General features: G+C 64.3%; 21 protein-coding genes. 12 read left to right on the forward strand and 9 right to left on the reverse strand.

Annotated features, from left to right (window positions below; translation table 11 throughout):
* Nucleotides 1-13: 13 nt before the first annotated feature.
* From X728_RS164810 to X728_RS164800, 3 genes are read left to right on the forward strand one after another with little or no spacing between them, the layout of a single operon-like run.
* Entirely contained in the window at nt 14-835 is an 822-nt protein-coding gene (locus X728_RS164810) for a sugar phosphate isomerase/epimerase (RefSeq protein WP_023830371.1), read from the forward strand.
* Nucleotides 836-839: 4 nt separating this feature from the next.
* Nucleotides 840-1,565 carry a ribulose-phosphate 3-epimerase gene (locus X728_RS164805; protein ID WP_023807540.1) on the forward strand — a complete coding sequence of 242 codons (726 nt, stop codon included), beginning with the start codon at nt 840-842 and terminating at the stop codon, nt 1,563-1,565.
* Nucleotides 1,565-2,593: an ROK family protein gene (locus X728_RS164800; protein ID WP_023732218.1), complete on the forward strand. Its 1,029-nt coding sequence runs from the start codon at nt 1,565-1,567 to the stop codon at nt 2,591-2,593. The genes X728_RS164805 and X728_RS164800 overlap by 1 nt, the downstream gene beginning before the upstream one ends.
* A 78-nt stretch (nt 2,594-2,671) precedes the next feature.
* On the opposite strand, the gene X728_RS164795 is transcribed toward X728_RS164800, so the two are convergent.
* The 3 genes from X728_RS164795 to X728_RS164785 form a co-directional block, all read right to left on the reverse strand.
* Complete coding sequence (locus tag X728_RS164795) at nt 2,672-2,998, reverse strand: hypothetical protein (RefSeq protein ID WP_023830372.1); 327 nt, start codon at nt 2,996-2,998, stop codon at nt 2,672-2,674.
* 75 nt (nt 2,999-3,073) lie between these two features.
* Nucleotides 3,074-3,349, reverse strand: coding sequence for a hypothetical protein (locus tag X728_RS164790; RefSeq protein WP_023732219.1), 276 nt, complete (start codon nt 3,347-3,349; stop codon nt 3,074-3,076).
* A 96-nt stretch (nt 3,350-3,445) separates the two neighbouring features.
* Nucleotides 3,446-4,357, reverse strand: coding sequence for a LysR substrate-binding domain-containing protein (locus tag X728_RS164785; protein WP_023699792.1), 912 nt, complete (start codon nt 4,355-4,357; stop codon nt 3,446-3,448).
* 102 nt (nt 4,358-4,459) lie between these two features.
* Between X728_RS164785 and X728_RS164780 the strand changes: the two genes are divergently transcribed.
* The 3 genes from X728_RS164780 (at nt 4,460) to X728_RS164770 (ending at nt 6,654) form a co-directional block, all read left to right on the forward strand.
* A complete protein-coding gene (locus tag X728_RS164780) occupies nt 4,460-5,098 on the forward strand; it encodes a DsbA family protein (RefSeq protein WP_023830373.1) in 639 nt (212 codons plus the stop codon).
* A 52-nt stretch (nt 5,099-5,150) separates the two neighbouring features.
* Complete coding sequence (locus tag X728_RS164775; RefSeq protein WP_023667893.1) at nt 5,151-5,759, forward strand: NAD(P)-dependent oxidoreductase; 609 nt, start codon at nt 5,151-5,153, stop codon at nt 5,757-5,759.
* A 163-nt stretch (nt 5,760-5,922) separates the two neighbouring features.
* On the forward strand, nt 5,923-6,654 hold the full coding sequence (locus X728_RS164770; protein ID WP_023830374.1) for an SDR family oxidoreductase: 732 nt from the start codon (nt 5,923-5,925) through the stop codon (nt 6,652-6,654).
* Here X728_RS164770 and X728_RS164765 read toward each other — a convergent pair.
* Nucleotides 6,605-7,612, reverse strand: coding sequence for a LysR family transcriptional regulator (locus tag X728_RS164765; RefSeq protein WP_023830375.1), 1,008 nt, complete (start codon nt 7,610-7,612; stop codon nt 6,605-6,607). The genes X728_RS164770 and X728_RS164765 overlap by 50 nt on opposite strands.
* Nucleotides 7,613-7,892: 280 nt before the next feature.
* On the opposite strand from X728_RS164765, the gene X728_RS164760 reads away from it, so the two are divergent.
* The 4 genes from X728_RS164760 (at nt 7,893) to X728_RS1000000168185 (ending at nt 13,313) form a co-directional block, all read left to right on the forward strand.
* On the forward strand, nt 7,893-8,807 hold the full coding sequence (locus X728_RS164760; protein WP_023830376.1) for a dihydrodipicolinate synthase family protein: 915 nt from the start codon (nt 7,893-7,895) through the stop codon (nt 8,805-8,807).
* A gap of 229 nt (nt 8,808-9,036) precedes the next feature.
* Nucleotides 9,037-10,899 carry an ABC transporter ATP-binding protein gene (locus tag X728_RS164755; protein WP_023830377.1) on the forward strand — a complete coding sequence of 621 codons (1,863 nt, stop codon included), beginning with the start codon at nt 9,037-9,039 and terminating at the stop codon, nt 10,897-10,899.
* Complete coding sequence (locus X728_RS164750) at nt 10,899-12,785, forward strand: ABC transporter ATP-binding protein (protein WP_023830378.1); 1,887 nt, start codon at nt 10,899-10,901, stop codon at nt 12,783-12,785. The genes X728_RS164755 and X728_RS164750 overlap by 1 nt, the downstream gene beginning before the upstream one ends.
* Nucleotides 12,786-13,148: 363 nt before the next feature.
* Nucleotides 13,149-13,313 (forward strand): DUF3309 family protein, encoded by a 165-nt coding sequence (locus X728_RS1000000168185; RefSeq protein WP_023667887.1) that lies wholly within the window; start codon nt 13,149-13,151, stop codon nt 13,311-13,313.
* Nucleotides 13,314-13,648: 335 nt separating this feature from the next.
* Here the strand turns inward: X728_RS1000000168185 and X728_RS164745 are convergent, their stop codons facing one another.
* Together X728_RS164745 and X728_RS164740 are read right to left on the reverse strand one after the other, a co-directional pair.
* The gene (locus tag X728_RS164745; protein WP_023830379.1) at nt 13,649-14,830 is read right to left on the reverse strand and encodes an MFS transporter; all 1,182 of its coding nucleotides are present in this window, start codon (nt 14,828-14,830) and stop codon (nt 13,649-13,651) included.
* 102 nt (nt 14,831-14,932) lie between these two features.
* Nucleotides 14,933-15,160, reverse strand: a complete 228-nt coding sequence (locus tag X728_RS164740; RefSeq protein WP_023692229.1) for a hypothetical protein — start codon at nt 15,158-15,160, stop codon at nt 14,933-14,935.
* A 254-nt stretch (nt 15,161-15,414) separates the two neighbouring features.
* Between X728_RS164740 and X728_RS164735 the strand changes: the two genes are divergently transcribed.
* Together X728_RS164735 and X728_RS164730 are read left to right on the forward strand one after the other, a co-directional pair.
* Nucleotides 15,415-16,932: a winged helix-turn-helix domain-containing protein gene (locus tag X728_RS164735; protein WP_031194617.1), complete on the forward strand. Its 1,518-nt coding sequence runs from the start codon at nt 15,415-15,417 to the stop codon at nt 16,930-16,932.
* A gap of 534 nt (nt 16,933-17,466) precedes the next feature.
* Nucleotides 17,467-18,963 (forward strand): aldehyde dehydrogenase family protein, encoded by a 1,497-nt coding sequence (locus X728_RS164730; RefSeq protein WP_023830380.1) that lies wholly within the window; start codon nt 17,467-17,469, stop codon nt 18,961-18,963.
* A 25-nt stretch (nt 18,964-18,988) separates the two neighbouring features.
* On the opposite strand, the gene doeB is transcribed toward X728_RS164730, so the two are convergent.
* From doeB to X728_RS164715, 3 genes are read right to left on the reverse strand one after another with little or no spacing between them, the layout of a single operon-like run.
* Nucleotides 18,989-19,993 (reverse strand): N(2)-acetyl-L-2,4-diaminobutanoate deacetylase DoeB, encoded by a 1,005-nt coding sequence (doeB, locus tag X728_RS164725; RefSeq protein WP_023830381.1) that lies wholly within the window; start codon nt 19,991-19,993, stop codon nt 18,989-18,991.
* Nucleotides 19,994-19,998: 5 nt separating this feature from the next.
* A complete protein-coding gene (gene doeA / locus X728_RS164720) occupies nt 19,999-21,177 on the reverse strand; it encodes an ectoine hydrolase DoeA (protein ID WP_023830382.1) in 1,179 nt (392 codons plus the stop codon).
* Nucleotides 21,178-21,215: 38 nt separating this feature from the next.
* The gene (locus tag X728_RS164715; RefSeq protein WP_023830383.1) at nt 21,216-22,208 is read right to left on the reverse strand and encodes a cyclodeaminase; all 993 of its coding nucleotides are present in this window, start codon (nt 22,206-22,208) and stop codon (nt 21,216-21,218) included.
* Nucleotides 22,209-22,352: the final 144 nt, after the last annotated feature.

Genomic DNA, 22,352 nt, shown 5'->3' on the forward strand with positions numbered 1-22,352 from the left:
AAGGAATGAAAGGATGACCGTGAAAGACCTGGAAGTCGGTTGCCAGACCTTTACCTGGGAAATGCTCGGCGACCGTTTTGGCGGCGGCCCGGACGATCTGCTCAAGGCGATCGCCGATGGCGGCTATGCCGGCATCGAGATCACCGACACGATGATCGGCCGCTATGCCGCCAAGCCAGCGGAGTTCGCCGCCGCGCTGAAGTCATCCGGGCTGACGCTCGTCTCCTTCGCCTTCGGCTCCAAGAGCGGTTTCACGCTCAGGGATGAGATCGGCGCCGACCTGGAGACCGCCAAACGCTGGATCGACTTCGCCGCCGCCTTTCCCGGCGCGCTGGTGTCGATGGGCTCGGCCACGATCGTTTCCGACGGGCCGCGCGACGACAAGTTTGCCATCGCCGCCGAGGTCTACAACAAAGCCGGCGAGCTCGGGCGCGAGGCCGGCGTCCAGGTCGCGGTGCATCCAAGCTCGCATCACAACACGCTGCTGTTCGACCGCGCCGACTACGACCGCATCTTCGGGCTGCTCGACGCCTCGCTGGTGGGCTGGGTGCCCGACACCGGCCACATCTTGCGCGGTGGCCAGGACATGGCGGATACGCTCACCACTTATCGCGACCGCATCCGCTATGTGCATCTGAAGGATGTCGACGCGAATGGAACCTGGGCGATGCTCGGCAAGGGCGTCTGTGACACGGCGAAGGTGATCGAGATCGCTGGTGCTGCACCCAATTTCAACGGCTGGCTGGTGCTGGAGGAAGAGTCCGAAACGGCCGCCGCCGACCCTGCCGGCGCCGTCAAAACCAACCGCCAGACAATGCGCGGCTACGGAGCCTGAGACGATGACGACGAACAAGCCCCTGTCCGGCCCCGCAGCAATTGCCGCCCTGCCGCGCAACCGGCTTATCGGCGAGTTTTCGCTGTGGTCGGCCGACCTCGCCAATATGGAGCGCGATTTGAAGCGCATCGAGACCCATGCCGATGTCCATCATATCGACGTCGCCGATGCCCGCTTCACCCCTGGCTTCCTGTTCTTCCCGGACCTGGTGGCGCACATCGCCAAGCTCACCGCAAAGCCTATCCATGTCCATTTGATGGTCGAAGCCGAGATCGTCGAGGAACAGACGCGCCAGTTCATCGAGGCCGGCGCCGACCTGATCAGTGTGCACGCCGAAAACGGCGAGACCGGTCTGCGCGCCGTGAGACTGGCGCGTGAACTCGGGGCCGAGGCCGGCGTGGTGCTGCGGCTGGAAACACCGGTCGCGGCCGTCACGCCCTTCCTGCCGGAAGTGGCGTTCGTGACGCTGCTCGGCACTTCCATCGGCGTCAAGGGCCAAAGCCTGTCGGAGCAGGCGTGTCCGCGCCTGATCGAGGCGCGCGTGCTGATGCGCAAAGCCGGCCGCGAGGCCGACATCGTGCTCGCCGCCGATGGCGGCATCCGCCACGAGACCGTGCCCTTACTGCGCGCCGCAGGTGCGGAGACCGTGGTGCTGGGCTCGCTGGCCTTCGGCGATCCCGACCTTGCCCGGCGCATGGCCTGGCTGCACGGGCTGGAGGTCGCCGCCTGATGACCAAGCTTGCGCTGGCCTTCGATCTCGGCGGCACGGCGCTGCGCGGTGCGCTGGTCGAAAGCGATGGCCGCATCGTCGCTCATGCTTCAGCGCCGACGCTTGCCGGTGCGGGATCCGAGGCGGTGATCGGCCAGATCGTCGCTCTGGCAGGCACGCTGCTTAGGGAACACCCGCAGGCAAACGTCGCCGGCATCGGCGTCGGCGCGCCGGGACCGCTCGACCCCAAGGCGGGCATCGTGATCGCGCCGCCGACGCTGGCCGGCTGGCACGACGTGCCGCTGATCGACATTCTGGGGCAGCATTTCGGCCTGCCGGTGCGGCTGGAAAACGACGCCAATGCGGCGGCGCTCGGCGAATGGCGTTTTGGCGCCGGACGCGGCAGCGGATCGCTGGTGTTCGTGACCGTATCGACCGGCATTGGCGGCGGCGTCGTCGCCGATGGCCACATCTATCACGGCAGGCGCGGACTGGCGGCTGAGATCGGCCACATGACCATCACCGGCGAAGGCGACCGCTGCTTCTGCGGCGCCATCGGCTGCTTCGAGGCTGTCGCATCGGGAACCGCGCTTGGCCGCCGCGCGACGCGATTGACCGCGCCCGGCGACGGCTCGCTCTTACGACGGCTGTCAAATGACGGTGACGTCTCGGCCAGGCATGTCGTAGAGGCTGCCAAGGCCGGCGACGCCAACGCTCTCGACCTGATCGAGGCGGAAGCAAAATGGCTGGGCATCGGCTTCACCAATCTCTTGCATCTCTATTCGCCCGATCTGATTGTCATGGGTGGCGGCCTTTCCAACGGGTTCGACCTTCTGGCACCGTCGATCAGAGCGGTCATCCAGCAGCGAGCGATGCCGGCATATCGCGACGTGCCGGTCGTGCAGGCTGAACTCGGCGACCGCGCCGGGCTGATCGGCGCCGCGAGCCTGATCCTGTGGGAAGGCGAACCGGGTGCGCCGCTGGCGATGGCGCAGGACGACAAGGACAGAGGCGCGACCGCCGATGCCACGGAGGCACGCCATGGCTGAACTCGAGCTGCGCGGCGCGCGCGAAGATGGTGAATAGTCCAGTTTTGAATGCAGCGCCAAGGTCCCCGAAGAGGACCCCTACCCTTCGCGATTCCAGCTGGCGTATTTTCGGATCGTTTGCCGCTTGTCTTCCGACAAGCCAACAAGGAGACTCTCCTCGAGATAGCCTTGATTGGCGAAGACCTGTATTAGCTGTGAATAGCGATAGTCGAACATCTGGTCTATCTTCCGTCGCTGCTGCCGCAGAAAGTCTTCGACATCCCATATTTCGGAAGGCGTTGCCGCAACGTGGGCCCTGCTCTTGAGTTCAGCCAACGTCTTGTCGAGCGCCACCTTCAGCGCTGCGTCATAGGCAGTGCGGGCGACTTTCTTTTCGGACGGAGACCATTTCTCACCAGCGGTCATCGACTGTCTCTATCGTGTTCGCGGCGGCCGTCATCCGGTAACCCTGGGACGCAGGACCCCGCCTTTGGGACCAATCTACTTTCCGCAATGGTGATCGTTGACCTTGTTCAGCGCATTCGCGTCCGGCCCGACCCGGTCGTAAGAGCACGGGCCGGCCGCCGTGGTGATCAGCATTTTGTCATAGTAGCGCGGGCCGCCGAACAGGGCGTAGATGAGGTCGCGATGGGCGGGGACGTAGCGTTCGGGTTCTGGCTGACGATGGCGATGCTTGTCCTTGGCGACACCCGCTGTGGACAGGCTGCAGCCGACAGCGAGAGCGAGCATGCAGGTCGCAAAGATCTTGGTGGTCATCGGCAGTACCCCTTCTGACGGTTCGGAATCGCAGCATATCCAAAAGCGCCTGCCGAACAAAGGTTCCCTCGCCGCCATTGCCGGCTGGTGCCGAAATCAGCCCGCACTGCGCGCGCGCCGCCGTTCGGCTGCAACCAGGAGGTCGACGAAAGCGCGCACCTTGGCCGGCCTGAAGCGCGCCGGCGGGAAGACGGCATGGATGCCACCGGACGGCAAGGTCCAGTCCGCGAACACCCGCACCAGCCGGCCGCGCGCAATGTCGTCGGCGACACTGTAATCCGGAAAGATGCCGAGGCCGATGCCGGCCAGCACGCAGGACAGCACGCCTGGTGTCTTGTCGCAGCTGACGACGGGGTTGAGTTCGGCCAGCACCGTTTCCGTGCCCCTCGAGAACAGCCATTGGCCGACCCCGCGCAACTGGGCGTTGCCGACCCAGGGCAGCGACTTCGCCTGCCTGGGGCTGGCTTCCCCAGGCAGCCTGGCGGCCAGTTCCGGGCTGGCGACGACGAATTGCTGCAGGCTGCCCAGCCGCCGCGCCAGATTGCTGGAATCGGCAAGCCAGCCGACGCGGATGCCAAGATCGATCTGCTCGTCGACCAGGTTGCTGACCGCATCGTCGAAGATCGTCTCGACCCGCATTTTCGGGTATTTTCTGATGTAGGCGGCGATGGTCGGCGCCACGACCTTCTCGCCATAATCGAGCGGCGCCGTCAGCCGCAGCGTCCCCGTCGGCTGCGCCGCTCGCTGCGAAATGTCGCCATAGGCTGCCTCCGCCTCGCGCAGGATGATCGCGGTCCGGTCATAGAACAGACGACCCTCTTCGGTCGCCGTCACGCGCCGGGTCGTGCGCCGCAACAGCGTGGCGCCAAGCTCTTCTTCGAGCTTGCCGACCTGATGGCTGACCACAGCCTTGGCAACATCGAGACGGTCGGCAGCGGCCGTGAACGAGCCGGTCTCCACCACGGTGGCGAAGTAGACGAGCCGATTGAGATTGAGGAGTTCGGTCACAGGCCACTCATTGTCTGATTTTATCAGACAGTTTGTATGATTGATCGCTATTTTTCGCAAGCGGTCCAGCTGTCATCTATCGGGCAACAGAATGAGGCCGCCATGACCAATGCAACCCTAACCTATCTTTTCGACCCGCTCTGCGGTTGGTGCTATGGCGCCACGCCGATGCTTGATCGACTGGCCGCCGGCGGGACCGCGCTCCAACTGCTGCCGGTGGGGCTTTTCTCCGGTGCCGGCGCGCGGCCGCTGGATACAGGTTTTGCCGCCCACGCCTGGGACAATGACCAGCGCATCGCGCGGCTGAGCGGACAGCGCTTCAGCCAGGCCTATCTCGACAATGTGCTCAATGTCAGCGGCACCTTGCTCGATTCTTCCGCTGCCACCATGGGCATCAACGCCGCCGGGCTGGACGACTGGCGCCAGGAACTTGCGGCACTGGAGGCGATCCAGCATGCGCGCTATGTCGACGGCCGCGATATTGTGACGGTTGACGGCGTCGCCGCGGTACTGACCGACGCCGGCATGAGCGACGCGGCAAAGCTCTTGAAAGCGCCGACGCAGCCGTTTCTGGCGAAGCATCACGACCTGGTCAGCCGCGGGCGGATGTTGTTCCAACGGCTGCATGCCAATGGCGTTCCCGCGCTGGCGGTGATCGGCCAAACGGCGCCGCGCCTGATCGGCGCCAACGCGCTGTTCGGCAGCTACGACAATCTCGTCGCTCACATCGAGGCGGCGTAATCCCAGAAATTCTCCCCAGATGAAATTCTCCCCAGACGAAAGGAAAATCCCCATGAAAATCGCACTTATCGGCGCGTCCGGCCAGGTCGGCTCCCGCCTGCTTAAGGAACTCTCCGATCGCGGGCACAGCATCACCGCCATTGCCCGGCATCCAGACAAGATCGCGGCACTTCCGGGCGTGACTGCCAAGAAGGGCGACGTCTTCGACAAGGATGGCCTTGCCGCCCTGATCAAGGGTCATGACGCGGTGATCTCCTCGGTTCATTTCCTCGACAGCGATCCCGATACGCTCATCGCAGCCGTGCGTGCTTCCGGCGTCAAACGCTACCTCGTCGTCGGCGGCGCCGGCAGCCTTGAGGTTGCGCCCGGCAAGCGCCTGGTCGACACGCCGACCTTCCCTGATATCTACAAGGCCGAGGCGCAGAAGGGCGCCGACTTCCTCGACACGCTGCGGACGGTCGACGATCTCGACTGGACCTTGCTGTCGCCTTCGGCGCTGTTCGTCGCCGGCGAGCGGACCGGCAAATACCGCATCGGCAAGGACACGCTGCTGACGTCCGACAAGGGCAGCAGCATTTCCTTCGAGGACTACGCCATCGTCATGGCTGACGAGATCGAAAAGCCGGCGCATATCAAGCAGCGCTTTACGGTCGGCTACTGAGCGCACTTCATTGACAGGCGGGCACTCGACGGAGCGGCCCGCGTCGGTTCCTATCGACGATAGTGCCATCGGAGCCTCCGATGGCACTATCGCTTTCTTCCGTTTCCACTCCTGCCGCCGGTCTGCGACTCTCGCCGGAGCGGTTCAGGACAGGAACGGAAACATGGCAGACATCGCAAAATCGAAAATCGCTATCATTGGCGGCAGCTCCGGAATGGGGCTGGCGTTGGCAAGGCGGTGCCTGGACTCAGGCGCCGAAGTCATCATCGTCAGCCGCAGTGAAGCCAGGCTCAAGCGTGCCGGCGAGGCGCTGCAGAACCCTTCCGCTTTGAGCGCCGTCGCGGCCGATATCGCCAGGGAGGATCAGGTCGCTGACCTGTTCAAGCGAATTGGCCGGCTCGACCATATTGTCAGCACCGCCGCCGACATCGAAGGCGCCTATGAGCTATTGCCTTCAGTCGACCTGAAGGCGGCGCAGCGGGTCGTCGAAAGCAAATTCTACGGGCCGCTGCTGCTCGCCAAGCATGGCGCGCCGCAGCTTTCGGCCAACGGCTCCATCACCTTCACCTCAGGCATTGCCGCCTACCGGCCGGCGGCGCGCGGCTCGGTCGTTGCCGCTGTCAACGCTGCGCTGGAAGGGTTGGTGCGGGCGCTGGCGGTCGAGCTGGCGCCGGTCCGTGTCAACGCCGTCTCGCCGGGCTGGGTCGACACGCCGATCTGGAGTTTTGTGGCCGGCGACAAGAAGGACGAGACGCTCGATGCAATAGCCAGGCGCCTGCCGGTCGGCCGCGTCGGACAGCCGGACGACATTGCCGATGCCATCGCCTTTCTGATGGGCAACGGTTTTACGACAGGGACGGTTCTGCATGTCGAGGGCGGTCACCGGCTGATCTGAGCGCAGCGAAATTCCTGGCCGCGGCCGCCAGCAGCAGTTTCAGCGCCGGCGGCTGGACGCGCCGGCGGCGCCAGATCATGACCAGCGACGCCGTGCGGGCCGGACCCGGCCATGGCAATTCGACGATCTCGCCGCGATCGAGCGCGTCGGCAACGGCCAGCCGCGGCACCAGGCTCACGCCGACACCAGTCGCCACCAGGCCCCCAATGGCGCCGATGCTGCCGACTTCGGCGGCAAGTTCTGGCGCTGCAATCTCGGCAAAGGCAGTGTCGAACAGATGCCGGTAGACGCATCCGGTTTCCGTCACCACGAAACTCATCGCGGCGAGCGCGGCCAGGTCGTTCTGTCGCGATGCGGCCGCATGCTCAGCTGATGCGACAAGGACCAGCGGCTCGGCCAATATCGTGCGCCGGGCCAGACGTTCGTCCAGACCGCCCTTGTCGAAACAGAAGGCGACGTCGATCTCGCTCTCTTCGAGCTGCCGCAGCAGGGCATCGCTGCCGGCGATTTTCAGCCGCAGACCGATCTCCGGGTGGTCGNCGCTCTCTTCGAGCTGCCGCAGCAGGGCATCGCTGCCGGCGATTTTCAGCCGCAGACCGATCTCCGGGTGGTCGCCTCGAAAGGCCGCCAGCCATTGCGGAAGTCTGACGGTGGCAATCGTCTCCAGCGCGCCGACCGTAACCGTTCCGGCGGTCATTCCCGTCGTTGCCTCGACGGCAATACGCGCCTCCTCCGCCATTTGCAGAATCTCTTCCGCATAGGGTTTCAGCGCGCCGCCGGCCGTCGTCAGCTCGAGGCCGTGGCGCGAGCGGATGAAGAGGACGACACCAAGTTCGCTTTCCAGCGACTGGATCTGGTCGCTGACGCTCGACTGCGCCAGATGAACCTCCCGCGCTGCGCGGGTGATGTTGCGGTGCCGCGCCACGGCGAGGAAGGTCTTGAGCAATCGTGGATGCATGCCGTTTCCAGATCTGTCTCTGTTCGACATTTCGGGCTTGGCTGGTCCATTTGCAACCCTGGTCCATTTGCAACCCCGGTCCATTTGCAACCCCGGTCCATTTGCAACCCATTGACGCCGGCGTCATCTGGTTGCGGCAGACCAGGGGCCAGAATTTCGCGGCAATGACCCGCAAGTTTTCTCACGGCCGGCGCGGTGGCCCAAGAGATCGCCTCTGGCAGATCGCATCGCACGTATGCTCTATGCCAAGCTGATTTCCAGCACCGATGGAAGGACCGACATGCCCCGCCCGCAAGGAACCATCGCCCCGATCCTGACGCCGTTCGAGAACGATGGCCGCATTGCCCGTGACCTGTGGATCTCACATGCCAAATGGGTGCTGGGCCAGGGCGCGCATTTCTTGTCGCCGTTCGGCACCACGGGCGAGGCACTGTCGCTCTCGCTCAACGAGCGCATGCAGGCGCTGGAATGGCTGGTTGCATCAGGCATTTCGCCGGGGCGCATGATGCCCGGCACCGGCGTCACCGCACTGCCCGAAACCGTCGAACTGTCGAAGCACGCGGTCGGCCTCGGCTGCGCCGCCGTGATGGTGCTGCCATCGTTCTTCTACACGGCCGCCGGGGACGATGGCCAGGCGCGCTACTACAGCGAGCTGATCGAAAGGGTGGCCAACCCGGCGCTGAAGATGATCCTCTACCACATCCCGCAGAACTCCGGCGCGCCGGTAAGCCCTGCCCTGACCGCCCGGTTGAGCGCGGCGTTTCCAGAGACGGTCGTCGCCTACAAGGATAGCGCCGGCGACTGGAACAACACGGCGGCGGTGATTGCCGCCGCACCCGACGTCGCGGTGTTCCCCAGCTCGGAGGCGCAACTGACCAAGGGGCTCGCCAGTGGTGCTGCGGGCTGTATCTCCGCGACCGTCAATCTCAACGCTGCGGCCATCCGCGCCCTCTACGACGCGACGATCGCTGGCCAAGACGTCAGGGAAGCGGACGCCGCGATCAGGGCGTTCCGCAAGGTGATCCAGGATGCAGGCCTGATCCCGGCAATGAAGGCCGTGCTGGCGGTGCGCTCCGGCGACAAACGCTGGCTCAACCTGCGCGCGCCGCATGAGAATGCGACGCTGGAAAGCGGCAAGGCGCTGCTCACTGCGCTCGGTCCCGCGGCGGACCATATTGGTCGAGGTCGGGCATGATGGTGGCTGGTGCATGCTCGCATCTTTTCAATCGGCCTAAAGTGACGACCAGCCGCTTCTAACGCCGACTCGGGCTTAGGCAGCCGCGGACGATCAGCCCCTTCCAGGCACAGTGCGATACCGCCATTGGCCCTTGAACGGTCAAAATGGAGGCGTACCATCGCGGCATCTGAAACTGAGTCTTCTTCATTCGTCTGGGCTAATGTCCGGACCGGATTGGATATTTTCCTTGGCAATGGACGCAACCAGCGGCGCGGCGAAGCGCGGCAAATCGTTTGCCCATGTGGCGGAGGCGTCTTGGGGCAAGGGCCTCAGCACGCTGCTGCGCATCGTGCGCATGACGCTGCGCCATCCCTGGCAGGTTGCGATCACCATCGCCTCGACCTTTATCGCCGCGACGCTGCAGCTGTTCATCCCGCGCCTGCTGGGCCACGCCATCGACCAGGCGCAAGGCGTGATGGCTGGAGGCGGCGGCGCGGCGGCTGAGCAGGCGCTGTGGACGACGGCGATCACCTTGCTCGTCGTCAGCATTCTGCGCGGCCTCTTCACCATGGCGCAGAATTATTATGGCGAGGCCGTTGGCCACCGCACCGGCTATGAGCTGCGCCTGGCCTTCTACGAGAAGATCCAGCGGCTGAGCTTCTCCTTCCATGACCGGGTGCATACCGGCGACCTGATTACGCTTGGCCTGCTCGACCTCGACGGCGTGCGCATGTTCTTTTCCACCGGCATATTGCGCGTGGTGCTGCTCGGCGTGCTGATCGGCGTCGGCTCCTATCTCCTGATCAGCACCGATCTCGAGCTCGGGCTGCTCAGTCTGAGTTTCGTGCCGTTCGTCGCCTGGCGCTCCTCGGTCACACAGCTCAGGCTGCGCAGCACCTGGCTGACGCTGCAGGAGCGGCTGTCAGTGCTGAGCCGGGTGATGGACGAGAACCTCGGCGGAATCCGCGTCGTGCGCGCCTTTGCGGCGCAGCGGCATGAGCTGGAAAAATTCGACCGCGCCAAGAAGTCGGCGCTGGAGCTTGCCGACCAGCGCGTCGACATCCGCGTCTCTAACACCAGCGCCATGAATTTTTCCTTCCTGGCGGCCATGGGCCTGGTGCTGTGGTTCGGTGGCCAGAAGGTGATCGCGGGCCAGATCAGCGTCGGCACGCTGGCGCAGTTCCTCACCTTCATGACCATCCTGCAGATGCCGGTGCGCCAGCTCGGGCTGATGGTCAACTCGTTCGCCCGCGCCTCGACCTGCGGCACAAGGCTGTTCGAACTGCTTGACGCCGAACTTGACATCGAGGATGCGCCTGATGCCAAGGATCTCGTGGTCACCGAAGGCGTGCTGCGCTTCGACAATGTCGGCTTCCGCTACGTGGGCGCCGGCGGCCGGCCGGCGCTGTCGGGCATTTCCTTCGAGGCCAGGTCCGGCGAGACCGTCGGCATTGTCGGCCCGCCGGGCAGCGGCAAGTCGACCATCGCGCATCTGATCCCGCGCTTCTACGACGTGACGTCGGGCGCGATCACGATTGACCGGCAAGATATCCGCGAGGTCACGCTGCAATCGCTGCGCAAGGCGGTCGGCGTCGTGCAGCAGGACGCTTTCCTGTTCACCACCTCGATCGAAAACAACATCGCCTATGGCAATCCGTGGGCGCGCGAGACCCGCATCGGGCAGGCGGCTGAATACGCCCAGCTGCACAATTACATCATCGGGCTTCCGGCCGGCTACACCACGGTCGTGGGCGAGCGCGGGTCATCGCTTTCCGGCGGCCAGCGGCAGCGCCTGACCATCGCCCGCACCCTGATGCTGCGGCCTTCGGTGCTGGTCTTCGACGATTCCACCGCGGCTGTCGACGCCGGCACCGAGCAGCGAATCCGCACCGCGATGAAGCGTTTCGCCAAGGACCGCGTGACGCTGATCATCTCGCACCGGCTGAGCTCGCTGATGCATGCCGACCAGATCCTGTTCGTCGAGAATGGCCGCATCGCCGAGCGCGGCACGCACCAGGAATTGCTGGCGCTCGGCGGACGCTACCGCGCGCTTTACGACCTGCAGCTGCGGCCGGACGACGATTTGCCGGTGGCGGTGGGAGCCGCATGATGTCGACACAGAACGACGACCAGAAGGAAGACACCAGCCGGCGGCCCACCAGGGCCGTTGTCGGTTCGCACCGCGACGAGGAAGAGGTCTTCGGCAAGGTCTACGATCCGCGTATCCTGCGCCGCATCTGGAGCTTCGTGAAACCGTATCAGGGCCGGGTCTTCATCTCGGTTGCCGCCGTGCTGGTGTTCACGCTGACGCAATTGGCGATCCCGCTGGTCATCCGTTACGCCATCGACCACGGCATGGCCGCTGGCAAGGCCGACCGCTCGGTGATGAACTGGGCGATCGGCGCCTTCGCTCTGATCATCCTGATCAACTATGGCGCCAGCTATGTCCAGGAAAGTGTCGTCGGCAAGGTGGCCGAGAATGTGCTGTCGGATTTGCGCCGCGCCATGTTCAGCCATCTGCAGCGTGTGTCGCTGAGCTTCATGGACAAGACCGAAGTGGGACGGTTGATGTCGCGCCTGCAGGGCGATGTCAATTCCATGCAGGAATTCCTCGAGACCTCGGTGATGTCGGTGGGCGACATCGTGCTGATGTTCGGCATCGTCAGCGTGCTTTTGTGGCTCGATTTCCGGCTCGGTCTGCTGACGCTGTCGACCATGCCGGCGTTGTTCATCGTGCGCCTGTTCTGGCTGCCGCGCGCCAAGGTCGCCTTCATGGCCGCGCATGAGACCAACTCGATCGCCAATGGCGCGCTGGCCGAAGGCATCCATGGCGTTCGCACGGTGCAGAGCCTGGAGCGCCAGCACGTCAATTTCGACCTTTATGACGAGAAGGTGCTGGCCAATCTCAGGGCTCACCTGACCTCGGCCAAATATGCGCAGGTGATGGTGCCGATCGTCGACACGCTGACCGGCATTGCGATGGCAACCGTGATCGTCGTCGGCGGCTCGATGGTGCTGTCGCACAGCCTCGACATCGGCGTCATGGTGGCGTTCCTGTTCTATATCCAGCGCTTCTTCGACCCGATCCGCTCGCTCACCATGCAGTACTCGGTCATGCAGCGCGCCATGGCGTCGGGCCAACGCATCTCCGAAGTGCTGGACGTACCGGTCGACGTCAGCGACAGACAGGGCGCGGTGACGCTGACGCGCGACATGGACGGTTCGGTCGAGTTCAGGAACGTCACCTTCGGCTACCGGCAGAACCAGCCGGTGCTGAAAAACATCTCCTTCCGCGTCAATCCGGGCGAGACGGTTGCGCTTGTCGGCCCCACCGGTTCGGGCAAGTCGAGCTGCATGGCGCTGGTGCACCGCTTCTATGATGTCTGGTCGGGCGAGGTGCGGGTCGGCGGCCACGACGTGCGCGACGTGACGCAGGATTCGCTCGGCGACCAGGTGGCGATGGTGTTGCAGGAGCCGTTCCTTTTTTCCGGCACGGTGCTGGAGAACATCCGCTACCACAAGACATCGGCTACCCGCGAGGAGGTGGTGCGCGCCGCGCAGGCCGTCGGCGCGCACGACTTCATCAAGCATTTGCCCGATGGCTACGACACCGAGCTCGAACAGCGCGGCGGCAATCTGTCCCTCGGCCAGCGCCAGCTGATCAGTTTCGCCCGGGCGCTGGTCGCCGACGCAAAAATCCTGGTGCTCGACGAGGCCACGGCGAGCATCGATTCCTACACCGAGATGCTGATCCAGAAGGCGCTGGTCACGCTGCTGGAAGGCCGCACCGGGCTGGTCATCGCGCATCGGCTGGCGACCATACGCGGCGCCGATCGCATCATCGTTTTACAGAACGGCGAGATCGTCGAAAGCGGCAACCACGAGCAGCTGATGGCGGCCAAGGGCCTCTATGCCAGGCTCTACAACATGAACTACGCATCGTTCGACGATATTGCCGAGGAAGACATAGGCGCGCCGGCCGGCAAGGCGACGTGAGCTGCTGCCGGTTCAGCTCGACTGGGAATGGTGCGGGGCCAAAACTCGTCGTCGACCAATTCGGCTTCAGATGACGACACGTTTCAGCTCGCCTTCCAGCGTAAGCCCGGCGTCACGCCTGCCGCGCGTTCAGGTGGAGGAGCGGCCGGCCGCCTAAAGGGCAATCCCGCGTAAATTCTGAATTCTACGCGCCGCCTGGCGCGCGATGCACGCGCAGCTTGCGCCTGAACCTCAGCAAACGCCGTCATGATGGCTTTCGTTCCTTAGCCGTCGGATGAAAATCGCCGGGGAACAGGAAGGCTTGCTGGGAGTTTAGTTCTTCGAGCCGCGCCGTGAACGGCGCGGCAGCGAAGGAGACGGCATATGGGCCTGGGTACCATTCTTATTATCATCCTGATCATCGCGTTGCTCGGCGGCTTCAGCGGCCTCGGCGGCGGCCCGTTCTACGGCACTGGTTACTATGGCGGCGGTGGCCTCGGGCTGGTGCTGATCATCGTGATCATTCTGGTTGTTCTCGGGCGAATATAGCGTCGCCATTGGCGGCCGCCGAGTTTCTACGGCGGCCGCGTTTTCGCCTGACATTGAGGTTTGAAGACATGGCAGCTGAAGACATTGCTGGTCCGGAAACACTGGGCCGGCGTCGGCGCGAGCGAACGCGACGAGCTGGGATATCCTAATGGTGGCACTATCCGAAGGCGCCGGGCGTAATGCTGCAGACCCCGACACCCGCCTGGCGGCCGTGGCGTTCATCGAGGCGGATCGGACGCTTCGAGAAACCCAGGACGGCGACGAGGCGGGTTCGGCCTTTCTCGCTCTGTCGACAAGGGCAGCACCGGCCCGAAGGCAGCAATGGCAGGCACGCCTCACGCCTGAACGCGGTCAACCCGCCGTAGTTCCGCCAGCAGAAACACCACCAGCACGCAGCACAGCAGGCCAAGCGACGATGGCAGTCCCTGATGTCCGGTCAGTTGCATCGCCAGCCCGGCCACCGGGGAGCCGACGATGCCGCCTACGCCCCATACGAACGCAAAGGCGGCATTGCCGGCGATCAAGGCTTGACCGGTGAAACGCTCGCCGAGCTGGATCAGTGACAGCGTGTAGATCCCGAACGAGACACCGCCCCAGACGAAGAAGAGCGGCCAGATAAGCCATGTAGCGAAGAGCAATGGCAACAGCAGGCAACCGGCCAGGCAAGCCATGACACAGAACAGCATCATCGGCTTCGAGCCAAACCGTTCGGCGGCGCGCCCAAGCACGACCTGCAGCACGGCATTGCCGGCGATAAAACAGGTGATGAGCGAAGCGATGCGCTGCTCAGTGCTGCCGAGCGCGGCACCATAGACCGCGAACAGCGAAAGCAGGACTTGCTCGAAGGCGGCAGCCGTGAAGACTGCGAACAAGAGCAGCGGCGCCAGCGCGAAGAAGCCGCCGACCGACACCGCTTCGCCCTCACGCGGCATGTCGGGCAGGCGTGGCGCGACGGCAAGCACGATCAGGCCGCAGACCAGGAAAGCCGTGCTGCCGACGATGAAGGGTGGCCATCCTTGCGTGCCGACCAAGCCTAGCGACAGCGGGCCGAGGCCGAAGCCGGCCGAAACGATCGACGAATAAAGGCCCATGATGCGGCCTCGGCGTGCGGCGGGTGTGATCGAGACCAGCCAGGTTTCACTGATCACGTAAAGCGGATTGGCAAAGAAGCCGAGCAGGAAGCGCAACGGCATCCAGGCCCATACATCCTGCGTCCAGGCAATCGCGATCAGGACGGTTGCTGCCAGGATCGAACACACAACCGCAAAGCGCGCCGCGCCCACCCGCCGGACCAGCGCCGGCGTGAAGAGCGACGATATAATGAAACCCAGAGGCGTCATCGCGGCCGAGAGGCCGATAAGGCCCGGTGTCGTCCCTTGCCGTTCCAGGATGAAGCTGAGCAGCGGATACGTCAGCCCCTGTGCTATGGCGAACACCGTAACTGTCGCGATGATGCCGGCCATCGCGGCCCATGCGATGTGGTTCTCCGGCGGTGACGTCGCGTCTTCGGCGCTCATGCCGACTTCGAAGCAGGATCGGCACGTTCCGGCAAGTGCAAATGCCGGCAAAACGCCGCGGTACGCCCAAACAGGCGGGCGGGTCTTATCCGCGACATCAGCTCACACTTGCCAGAAGCGTTTGACGATTTCGGCCTCGACCTGGCGTCTGGTCAGACCGATATCGTCGATCAGGTGCGGATTGGCCTCCGCCATCTGCTTGAGGTCCCAGCGAAAGCGTATCCGCTCGCGCCAGGCCGCGATCATGCCCCGCGGGCCTGTCGGACGCCGGCCCGATGACACCGCCTTTTCCGGCAAGGCTGCACGAGCAGAAGCAAGGGTATCGTTCATGGCAACCTCCATTCGGTTTGAGGGGCGACAGCCCTCTGCTTGAAAGAGGTTGAATTCTGCCGCATGCGGACGGCGCCGTAATTAAGCCCGGCCAAATAGTTCTCAAAAGTTCCAAACCGGCTAGAGCACCTCGCCGTTTCATGGAAACGCGAGGTGCTCAACTCTTTGTTTTGACGCCATACGTCCGTGAAGCGCTCCGCCGCGCTTTCCCGTGGGAAAACCGCCTTCACACCTTTCCTGGAATTGCTCTATAGATGCGCGTTATGCAGGGATCGCGCTTTGCCTTTGGTCCGTTCGTGCTTGATCCGGGTGCGGGAACGCTCCTTCGGGACCAAGTTCCCGTCGCCGCCGGCCACCGCGGACTGCAGCTGCTGGCGGCGCTCGTCGCCCGGCCCGGCGAGATCGTGGCCAAGGCCGAGTTGATGGATGCGGCATGGCCAGGCACCGCCGTTGAGGAAGGCAACCTCACCGTCCAGATTGCGCAATTGCGCAAGCTGCTGGGTCCGGCCACGAACGGCGGAGAATGGATATCGACCGTTCCGCGCGTCGGCTATCGCTTCGCCGGCGCCATCGAACAGCTCGGCGACGAGAAGCGACAGGCTTTGCCGCTGCCCGCCAAACCGTCGATAGCCGTGCTGCCCTTTGCCAATTTCAGCAACGACCCCGAGCAGGAAGCCTTCGCCGACGGGTTGACCGAAGACCTGATCACCGACCTGTCGAGGATCGGCGGCCTGTTCGTCATCGCGCGCAACTCGACCTTTGCCTACAAGGGCAAGGCGGTGGATGTGCGCGAGGTCGCCAGAGAACTTGGCGTGCGCTATCTCTTGGAGGGCAGCGCCAGACGCGCCGCCGGGCGCGTGCGCATCAACGCCCAGCTGGTCGACGCGCTGAGCGGCGAGCATTTATGGGCAGACCGCTTCGATCGCGGCCTGGAAGATATCTTTGCCGTTCAGGACGAGGTGACGGCCAAGATCGTCGAGGCGCTGCTTGGCCGGCTGCGCGCGCCGCTGCCGCGCAATCGGCCCCGAAATCTCGAGGCCTACGATCTGTGCGTGCGGGCCCGCAACCTGATCGACGTCTCGCCGGAGACGGCGCGCGAAGCGCATCTGTTGCTGACGCGCGCGCTTGCGCTCGATCCGGACTATGCCGAAGCCTATCGCTGGCTTGCCATGAACCACTGGATGGGATGGGTGCATTGGGGAGAGCCCATTGAGCCCGCCCGAGGCCTTGCCCTGGAGCTGGCGCGCAAGGCTGTGGCGATCGATCCCAACGATGCCGGCTGCCACTGGGTGCTTGCCAACCTGCTTGCCTATGAGCGCAGATTCGACGAGGCGGATGTGGGATTTGCCAAGGCGTTCGAACTCGACCCGAACGAGGCCGATGCCTGGGCGACATTGTCCGACATCGCGGTCCTGGCCGGGCGCGTCGAGGACGGCCTCGACTATATCAGCAAGGCGTTCCGGCTGAACCCGTTTCCGGCAAGCTGGTACTACCTGACGCTCGGCCAGGCGCAATATGCGGCGCGCGACTATGAAGCCGCGGTCGAGACGACGCGCCGGGACGAGACGTATCGGACAAGCTCGCGCCGTTTCCTTGCGGCAAGCCTTGCGCAACTCGGCCGGATCGATGAGGCGCGCGCCGAGGTCGACCTGTTCCTTGTCGCGAACCCACATTTCACCACCCGCCACTGGGTCGAGACGGAGCCGTTCCGCGACACGGCCACGCTCGACCATTTCGTCGATGGCTTCCGAAAGGCCGGCCTTCCGGAGTGACGGACCGGCGTGCTCGATCGATGCCAGGCACCGTCGGTTGCGGCTCAATCTGTCAATGTTTGCAAGTCGCGAGGCCGCTCGACCGATCTTGCTTCCGCGTGCAGTCATCCAACAGCGATTGCAGCGAAGCGGCGCGCGAAACCTCTGTCACGGTGAAGCCGGCTGGAACGGCCACGATCGATCCGGCCACGGGTGAGCGCTGGGTGGCGGCTGGCGACTGCCTGATTGCGCTCTCGTCTGCAATGCCGGCATCGCGGTCGCCGTGGGCAATGATCGGCTTGCCTCGTTGAGCTTTCAGCGACGCGCTCCGACAACTCGCGACGATTTTTCTAGATGCCGGATGATTTTTCTAGATGCCGTTTGTCGAAGCATGATCTTTTCCGAAAACCGTTTCCCACTTTCTGGATCACCCTCTAGCGGCTTGCGTGATCGGAAGTCACCCGCACAACCTGGTTATCTGAGCGCCCTTTAGCTTTCCTTGTTTGAGGTCGGCGGCGGGAGTAATAGTCGCCAAGGAATTGCGAGGAGGAAGAGATGACGCTGAACTTCGACCCGAAGGCGAAGGCCACGGCGTTGTACCATGGCGAATTCCGACCGATGTTCATTGGCGGCAAGTGGGTCGCGGCGCAGTCCGGCCAGGGCATGCAGGCACTCAATCCGGCAACAGGCGAGGTGCTGGCGACAGTGCCGCGCGGCGGGGCTGCCGATATCGACTCGGCGGTGGCCGCCGCGCGCGCGGCCTTCGAAGGCCCATGGTCCAAATTCTCGCCCTACGAGCGGCAGTGCGTGCTGCTCAGGATCGCCGATCTCTTCGAGACGCATTGGGAAGAGCTCAGCGTTTCCGACACGCTCGACATGGGGCTGCCGATCACGCGCACGCTCGCCAACCGGCGCCGCGTCATCGGCATGCTGCGCTTCTATGCTGGCATGGCGACGGCGCTGCATGGCGAGGCGATCGACAATTCGATTCCCGGCGAGATCGTCACCTTCACCCGGCGCGAGCCGGTGGGCGTCGTTGGTGCGATCATTCCCTGGAATGCGCCGACCGCCGCCTCGATCTGGAAGATCGCGCCGGCGCTGGCGACAGGCTGCACCATCGTGCTGAAACCGTCCGAGGATGCGTCGCTGACGCCGCTGCTGATCGCGCAACTGATGCAGGAAGCCGGCGTGCCCGACGGCGTCGTCAACGTCGTCACCGGCACCGGGGCCGAAGCCGGTGCGCGGCTCGCCGAACATCCAGACGTCAACAAGATCGTTTTCACCGGATCGACGCTGACCGGCCAGGCCATCGCGCGGGCAGCCGTGGCCAACCTCAAACGCGTTTCACTGGAGCTCGGCGGCAAGTCGCCGATCATCGTCTGCCGCGACGCCGACATCGACAAGGCTGTTCCGATCGCGGCGATGGCGGTGTTCGTGCATTCGGGCCAGATCTGCATTGCCGGCTCGCGGCTGTTCGTGGCGCGCGAAATCCATGACGAGTTCGTCCGCCGGCTCGCCGATTTCGCCGGCAGACTGCGGATCGGCCATGGCATCGAGGCCGAGACGGAAATCGGACCGCTCATCAATGCCAGGCAGGCAGCCAAGGTGGAGGGCTATATCAGGGCCGGCAGCGACGAAGGCGCCGAACTGGTCGCCGGTGGCTCGCGGCTGACCGGCGAGCTCTACGATGGCGGCAACTTCATTGCGCCGACGGTCTTCGGCGCCGTGTCGGACCAGATGACCATCGCGCGCGAGGAGATTTTCGGCCCGGTGATTTCGGCGATGCCCTTCGACACGCTCGACGAAGCGGTGGCGCGCGCCAATGCGACGCCCTATGGCCTGGCCGCCGGCATCTTCACCACGCATCTGGGCACCGCCCACAAGCTTGCGCGCCGCGTCAAGACCGGCTCTGTCTGGGTCAACATGTACCATGCCATCGACCCGGCGGTGCCGTTCGGCGGCATGAAGATGTCCGGCTATGGCCGCGAGGGCGGCATCGAGCATCTGCACGAGTATCTGGAGACCAAGTCGGTCTGGATCCAGACCGACTGATATTCGCGCGGCGTTCTCTGCGAAATCACGATGAAACCAAAACGGCCAGGACGGCCGCGCAGTCACCGGCTTTGACCAGGCCGGGGAAATGCCGCGCAGCCAGCATGCCGGACATTTTTGCCTTGATCTCCTGCGGGGCGATGCCAGTGCGGCCGGTGGAATGGATGCGCGCCAGCACCGAGCCTTCTTTCACAGGCTCGCCGAGATCGACCATGGTCTCGATCATGCCGTCGTCCTCGGCGAAGGAGAAACAATCGCCTGACGGCATGTCGAGCCACTGAGTTCTGCCCTTCTCGACCGCACCATCAACAATGCCGGCATGGCGCAGCACATTGCTGATGCCGCGCCGCGCGATCCGCACGGTCTGGGCACGCGAGGTGCCGCCCCCGCCAAGCTCGGTGCTGACGAAGACCTTGCCCATTTCCTCGGCCGCCGTGTCATACATGCCGACGGAGTCAATCTCGATCATGCGCATCGAGAATGGAGCCGCGAATGCGGCGACCGCGTCGAAGGCTTTCTGCTCCAGCGCCTTGTCGGGCACCGTGTGGGCGGCACAGAAGGGCACGAAATCCAGCGTCCTGCCGCCGGAGTGGAAATCGAAGACGAGGTCGGCCCGCGGCAGCAGTTCGCGTTGAAAGTAGTCGGCGATCTTCTCGGTCACCGTGCCGTCGGGACGGCCGGGAAAGCTGCGGTTCATGTTGCCCTTGTCGATCGGCGACGTCCGGGTGCCGGCGCGGAAGGCCGGATAGTTCATCGCCGGCACGATGATCACCGTGCCGCTGACCTGTTTGGGATCGAGCGTGCGGGCGAGATCGTAGAGCGCCAGCGGCCCCTCATACTCGTCGCCATGGTTGCCACCGGTGAGCAGCGCGGCCGGCCCCTTGCCGTTGCGGATGACGCAGATCGGGATCGTCACCGAACCCCAGGCCGAGTCGTCGCGGCTGTAGGGCAGGCGCAGGAAACCATGTTGCACGCCGTCCTTGTCGAAATCGACGGTCGGGGCGATCGGGGAAGGGCGGAGGCTAGGCATCGGGCTCAATTCTTCAGCACCAGTTTGCGCGGTACATTGGCGAGGCACTCTACACCGGTTTCGGTGATCAGGATGGATTCGGTGATTTCCAGTCCCATGGTCTCCAGCCAGAGACCGGTCATGAAATGGAAGGTCATGCCAGGCTTGAGTTCGGTGCGGTCGCCGGGGCGCAGGCTCATGGTGCGTTCGCCCCAATCCGGCGGATAGGAGAGACCGATGGAATAGCCGGTGCGGTTGTCCTTGACGATGCCATATTTCTTCAACACGGCGAAAAAGGCGTTGGCGATGTCCTCACAGGCATTGCCGGGCTTTGCCGCCGCCAGCCCCGCCTCCATGCCTTCCAGTGTCGCCTTCTCGGCATCGAGGAATTCCTGTGTCGGCTTGCCGAGAAAGACGGTGCGCGACAGCGGGCAATGGTAGCGGTTGTAGCAGCCGGCGATCTCGAAGAAGGTGCCCTCGCCCGACTTCATCGGCTGGTCGTTCCAGGTGAGATGCGGCGCCGAGGCGTCGGCGCCCGACGGCAGCAGCGGCACGATCGCCGGATAGTCGCCGCCGACGCCATCGACACCGCGCGTGCCGGCATCGTAGATCTCGGCGACCAGATCGCATTTGCGCATGCCTACTTCGATCTTGTCGACGATGCGCTGGTGCATGGCTTCGACGATCCGAGCCGCCTTGCGCATATAGTCGATCTCGGTTGAACTCTTCACGGCGCGCTGCCAGTTGACCAGCGCTGTCGCGTCGACGAAGCGGGCGTTGGGCAGGTGCTTCTGCAACGCGGCGAAGGCGGCAGCCGAGAACCAGTAATTGTCCATCTCGACGCCGATGGTCAGCTTGCCCCAGCCGCGATCACTAAGCACGCTGGCCAAAAAATCCATCGGGTGGCGCTCGGTCGACTGCACGTAGTGGTCGGCATAGCCGACGATGTTGTCATGCGCGAGGTAGGCGGTGCGCTTGGCGCCATTGGCATCCTGGCCGCGGCCGTACCAGACCGGCTCGCCCGATGGGGGCACAATCACTGCTTGGTGCACATAGAACGACCAGCCATCGTAGCCGGTCAGCCAGGCCATGTTGGAGGGGTCGCTGGTGACAAGCAGATCGACGCCTTTCCCCTCCATGGCTTTCCGCGTCTTGGCGAGGCGATCCGCAAATTCGGCGCGCGAGAATTTCAGGTTCGGTTGCATTGTTCTTGGTCCTCGTTTGTTGGGCCTTGCGGCCAGCATCAGCTTTCAAAAATGGTTCCGGCATTGGCCGCCCGCGCCCGGTCGCGAGCGAGCGTGGCGATCGCCGTATCCTGCACGCCGGTGCCGGTGAGGTCGGCGATGGTGATATCGCTGGGTGAGCGCCTTCCGTGCCGTTCGCCGGCGATGATCTGGCCGAGTTCGGTGACCTCGGCATCGGCTCCCATCACGCCCGATGCGATGGCGTGATGCAGTTCTCCCAGACGCCGTGTCTGCTTGGCGCTGTCGGCGACATAGAGATCGGCCATGCGCAGGATCGCCGGCGCGATCTCGTTCTTGTGCTCGGCGTCGGAGCCCATGGCGGTGATGTGCTGGCCGGCAACGACAAAGCCGGCCTTGATCAGCGGCTCGGTCGACGGCGTGGTGGTGACGATGATGTCGGCGCCGATGGTTGCTTTGGCTGCATCCGGCTCGGCGCGCACGAGAATAGCTAGTTTTTCGCGCAGCGCGCCTGCGGCCGTCTCCGCCTTGACCGCATCGCGCGCCCAGATACGTGCCTCGGCGATCGGCCGCACCAACATGAGCGCTTCGAGTTGCAGCCCGGCTTGCACGCCGGCGCCGAAGATTGCGGCGACGGACGAATCGGGCCGCGACAGATGTTTCGCCGCGACGGCGCCGGCAGCAGCGGTGCGGACATCTGTGAGATAGCCATTGTCGAGCAGCAGCGCCTCGACCACACCGGTTCTTGCCGAGAGCAACACCATCATGCCGCCCCCGCTGGGCAGACCGAGCTTCGGATTGTCGAAGAAGCCCGAGCTTATCTTGACGGCGAAACCGTCTATTCCTGGCACATAGGCGGACTTCACATCCACCTCGCCGCGCTGCTCGTGAATGTCCAACCGCAGAATCAGCGGCATCGCCACCGGCAATGTGGCGAGCGCGCGGAAAGCGTTTTCGACGCAGGCGACCGCGTCGAGATCGAGCGTCACAATTGTGCGCAGTTCCTTCTCGGTGAGGATCGTCATCCGGCTCATGCGACGCGCTCCGCGAAGGCGCGCACTGCGAAGGATAGTGTTCCGTCACACCCCCCTCTGGCCTGCCGGCCATCTCCCCCGCAAGGGGGGAGATTGGACTGCACTCCTGCCTTCGCCAATCTCCAGCGCAGCAAGAACAGCGAC

This window comes from Mesorhizobium sp. L103C119B0 (assembly GCF_000502235.1).
Lineage (GTDB): Bacteria > Pseudomonadota > Alphaproteobacteria > Rhizobiales > Rhizobiaceae > Mesorhizobium.

Excerpts from the sequence above, each read along its gene's own strand:
- X728_RS164810 (WP_023830371.1), top strand. The coding sequence starts at position 14 with ATGACCGTGAAAGACCTGGAAGTCGGTTGCCAGACCTTTACCTGGGAA.
- X728_RS164805 (WP_023807540.1), top strand. The coding sequence starts at position 840 with ATGACGACGAACAAGCCCCTGTCCGGCCCCGCAGCAATTGCCGCCCTG.
- X728_RS164800 (WP_023732218.1), top strand. The coding sequence starts at position 1,565 with ATGACCAAGCTTGCGCTGGCCTTCGATCTCGGCGGCACGGCGCTGCGC.
- X728_RS164795 (WP_023830372.1), bottom strand. The coding sequence starts at position 2,998 with ATGACCGCTGGTGAGAAATGGTCTCCGTCCGAAAAGAAAGTCGCCCGC.
- X728_RS164790 (WP_023732219.1), bottom strand. The coding sequence starts at position 3,349 with ATGACCACCAAGATCTTTGCGACCTGCATGCTCGCTCTCGCTGTCGGC.
- X728_RS164780 (WP_023830373.1), top strand. The coding sequence starts at position 4,460 with ATGACCAATGCAACCCTAACCTATCTTTTCGACCCGCTCTGCGGTTGG.
- X728_RS164775 (WP_023667893.1), top strand. The coding sequence starts at position 5,151 with ATGAAAATCGCACTTATCGGCGCGTCCGGCCAGGTCGGCTCCCGCCTG.
- X728_RS164770 (WP_023830374.1), top strand. The coding sequence starts at position 5,923 with ATGGCAGACATCGCAAAATCGAAAATCGCTATCATTGGCGGCAGCTCC.
- X728_RS164760 (WP_023830376.1), top strand. The coding sequence starts at position 7,893 with ATGCCCCGCCCGCAAGGAACCATCGCCCCGATCCTGACGCCGTTCGAG.
- X728_RS164750 (WP_023830378.1), top strand. The coding sequence starts at position 10,899 with ATGTCGACACAGAACGACGACCAGAAGGAAGACACCAGCCGGCGGCCC.
- X728_RS1000000168185 (WP_023667887.1), top strand. The coding sequence starts at position 13,149 with ATGGGCCTGGGTACCATTCTTATTATCATCCTGATCATCGCGTTGCTC.
- X728_RS164745 (WP_023830379.1), bottom strand. The coding sequence starts at position 14,830 with ATGAGCGCCGAAGACGCGACGTCACCGCCGGAGAACCACATCGCATGG.
- X728_RS164740 (WP_023692229.1), bottom strand. The coding sequence starts at position 15,160 with ATGAACGATACCCTTGCTTCTGCTCGTGCAGCCTTGCCGGAAAAGGCG.
- X728_RS164735 (WP_031194617.1), top strand. The coding sequence starts at position 15,415 with ATGCGCGTTATGCAGGGATCGCGCTTTGCCTTTGGTCCGTTCGTGCTT.
- X728_RS164730 (WP_023830380.1), top strand. The coding sequence starts at position 17,467 with ATGACGCTGAACTTCGACCCGAAGGCGAAGGCCACGGCGTTGTACCAT.
- doeB (WP_023830381.1), bottom strand. The coding sequence starts at position 19,993 with ATGCCTAGCCTCCGCCCTTCCCCGATCGCCCCGACCGTCGATTTCGAC.
- doeA (WP_023830382.1), bottom strand. The coding sequence starts at position 21,177 with ATGCAACCGAACCTGAAATTCTCGCGCGCCGAATTTGCGGATCGCCTC.
- X728_RS164715 (WP_023830383.1), bottom strand. The coding sequence starts at position 22,208 with ATGAGCCGGATGACGATCCTCACCGAGAAGGAACTGCGCACAATTGTG.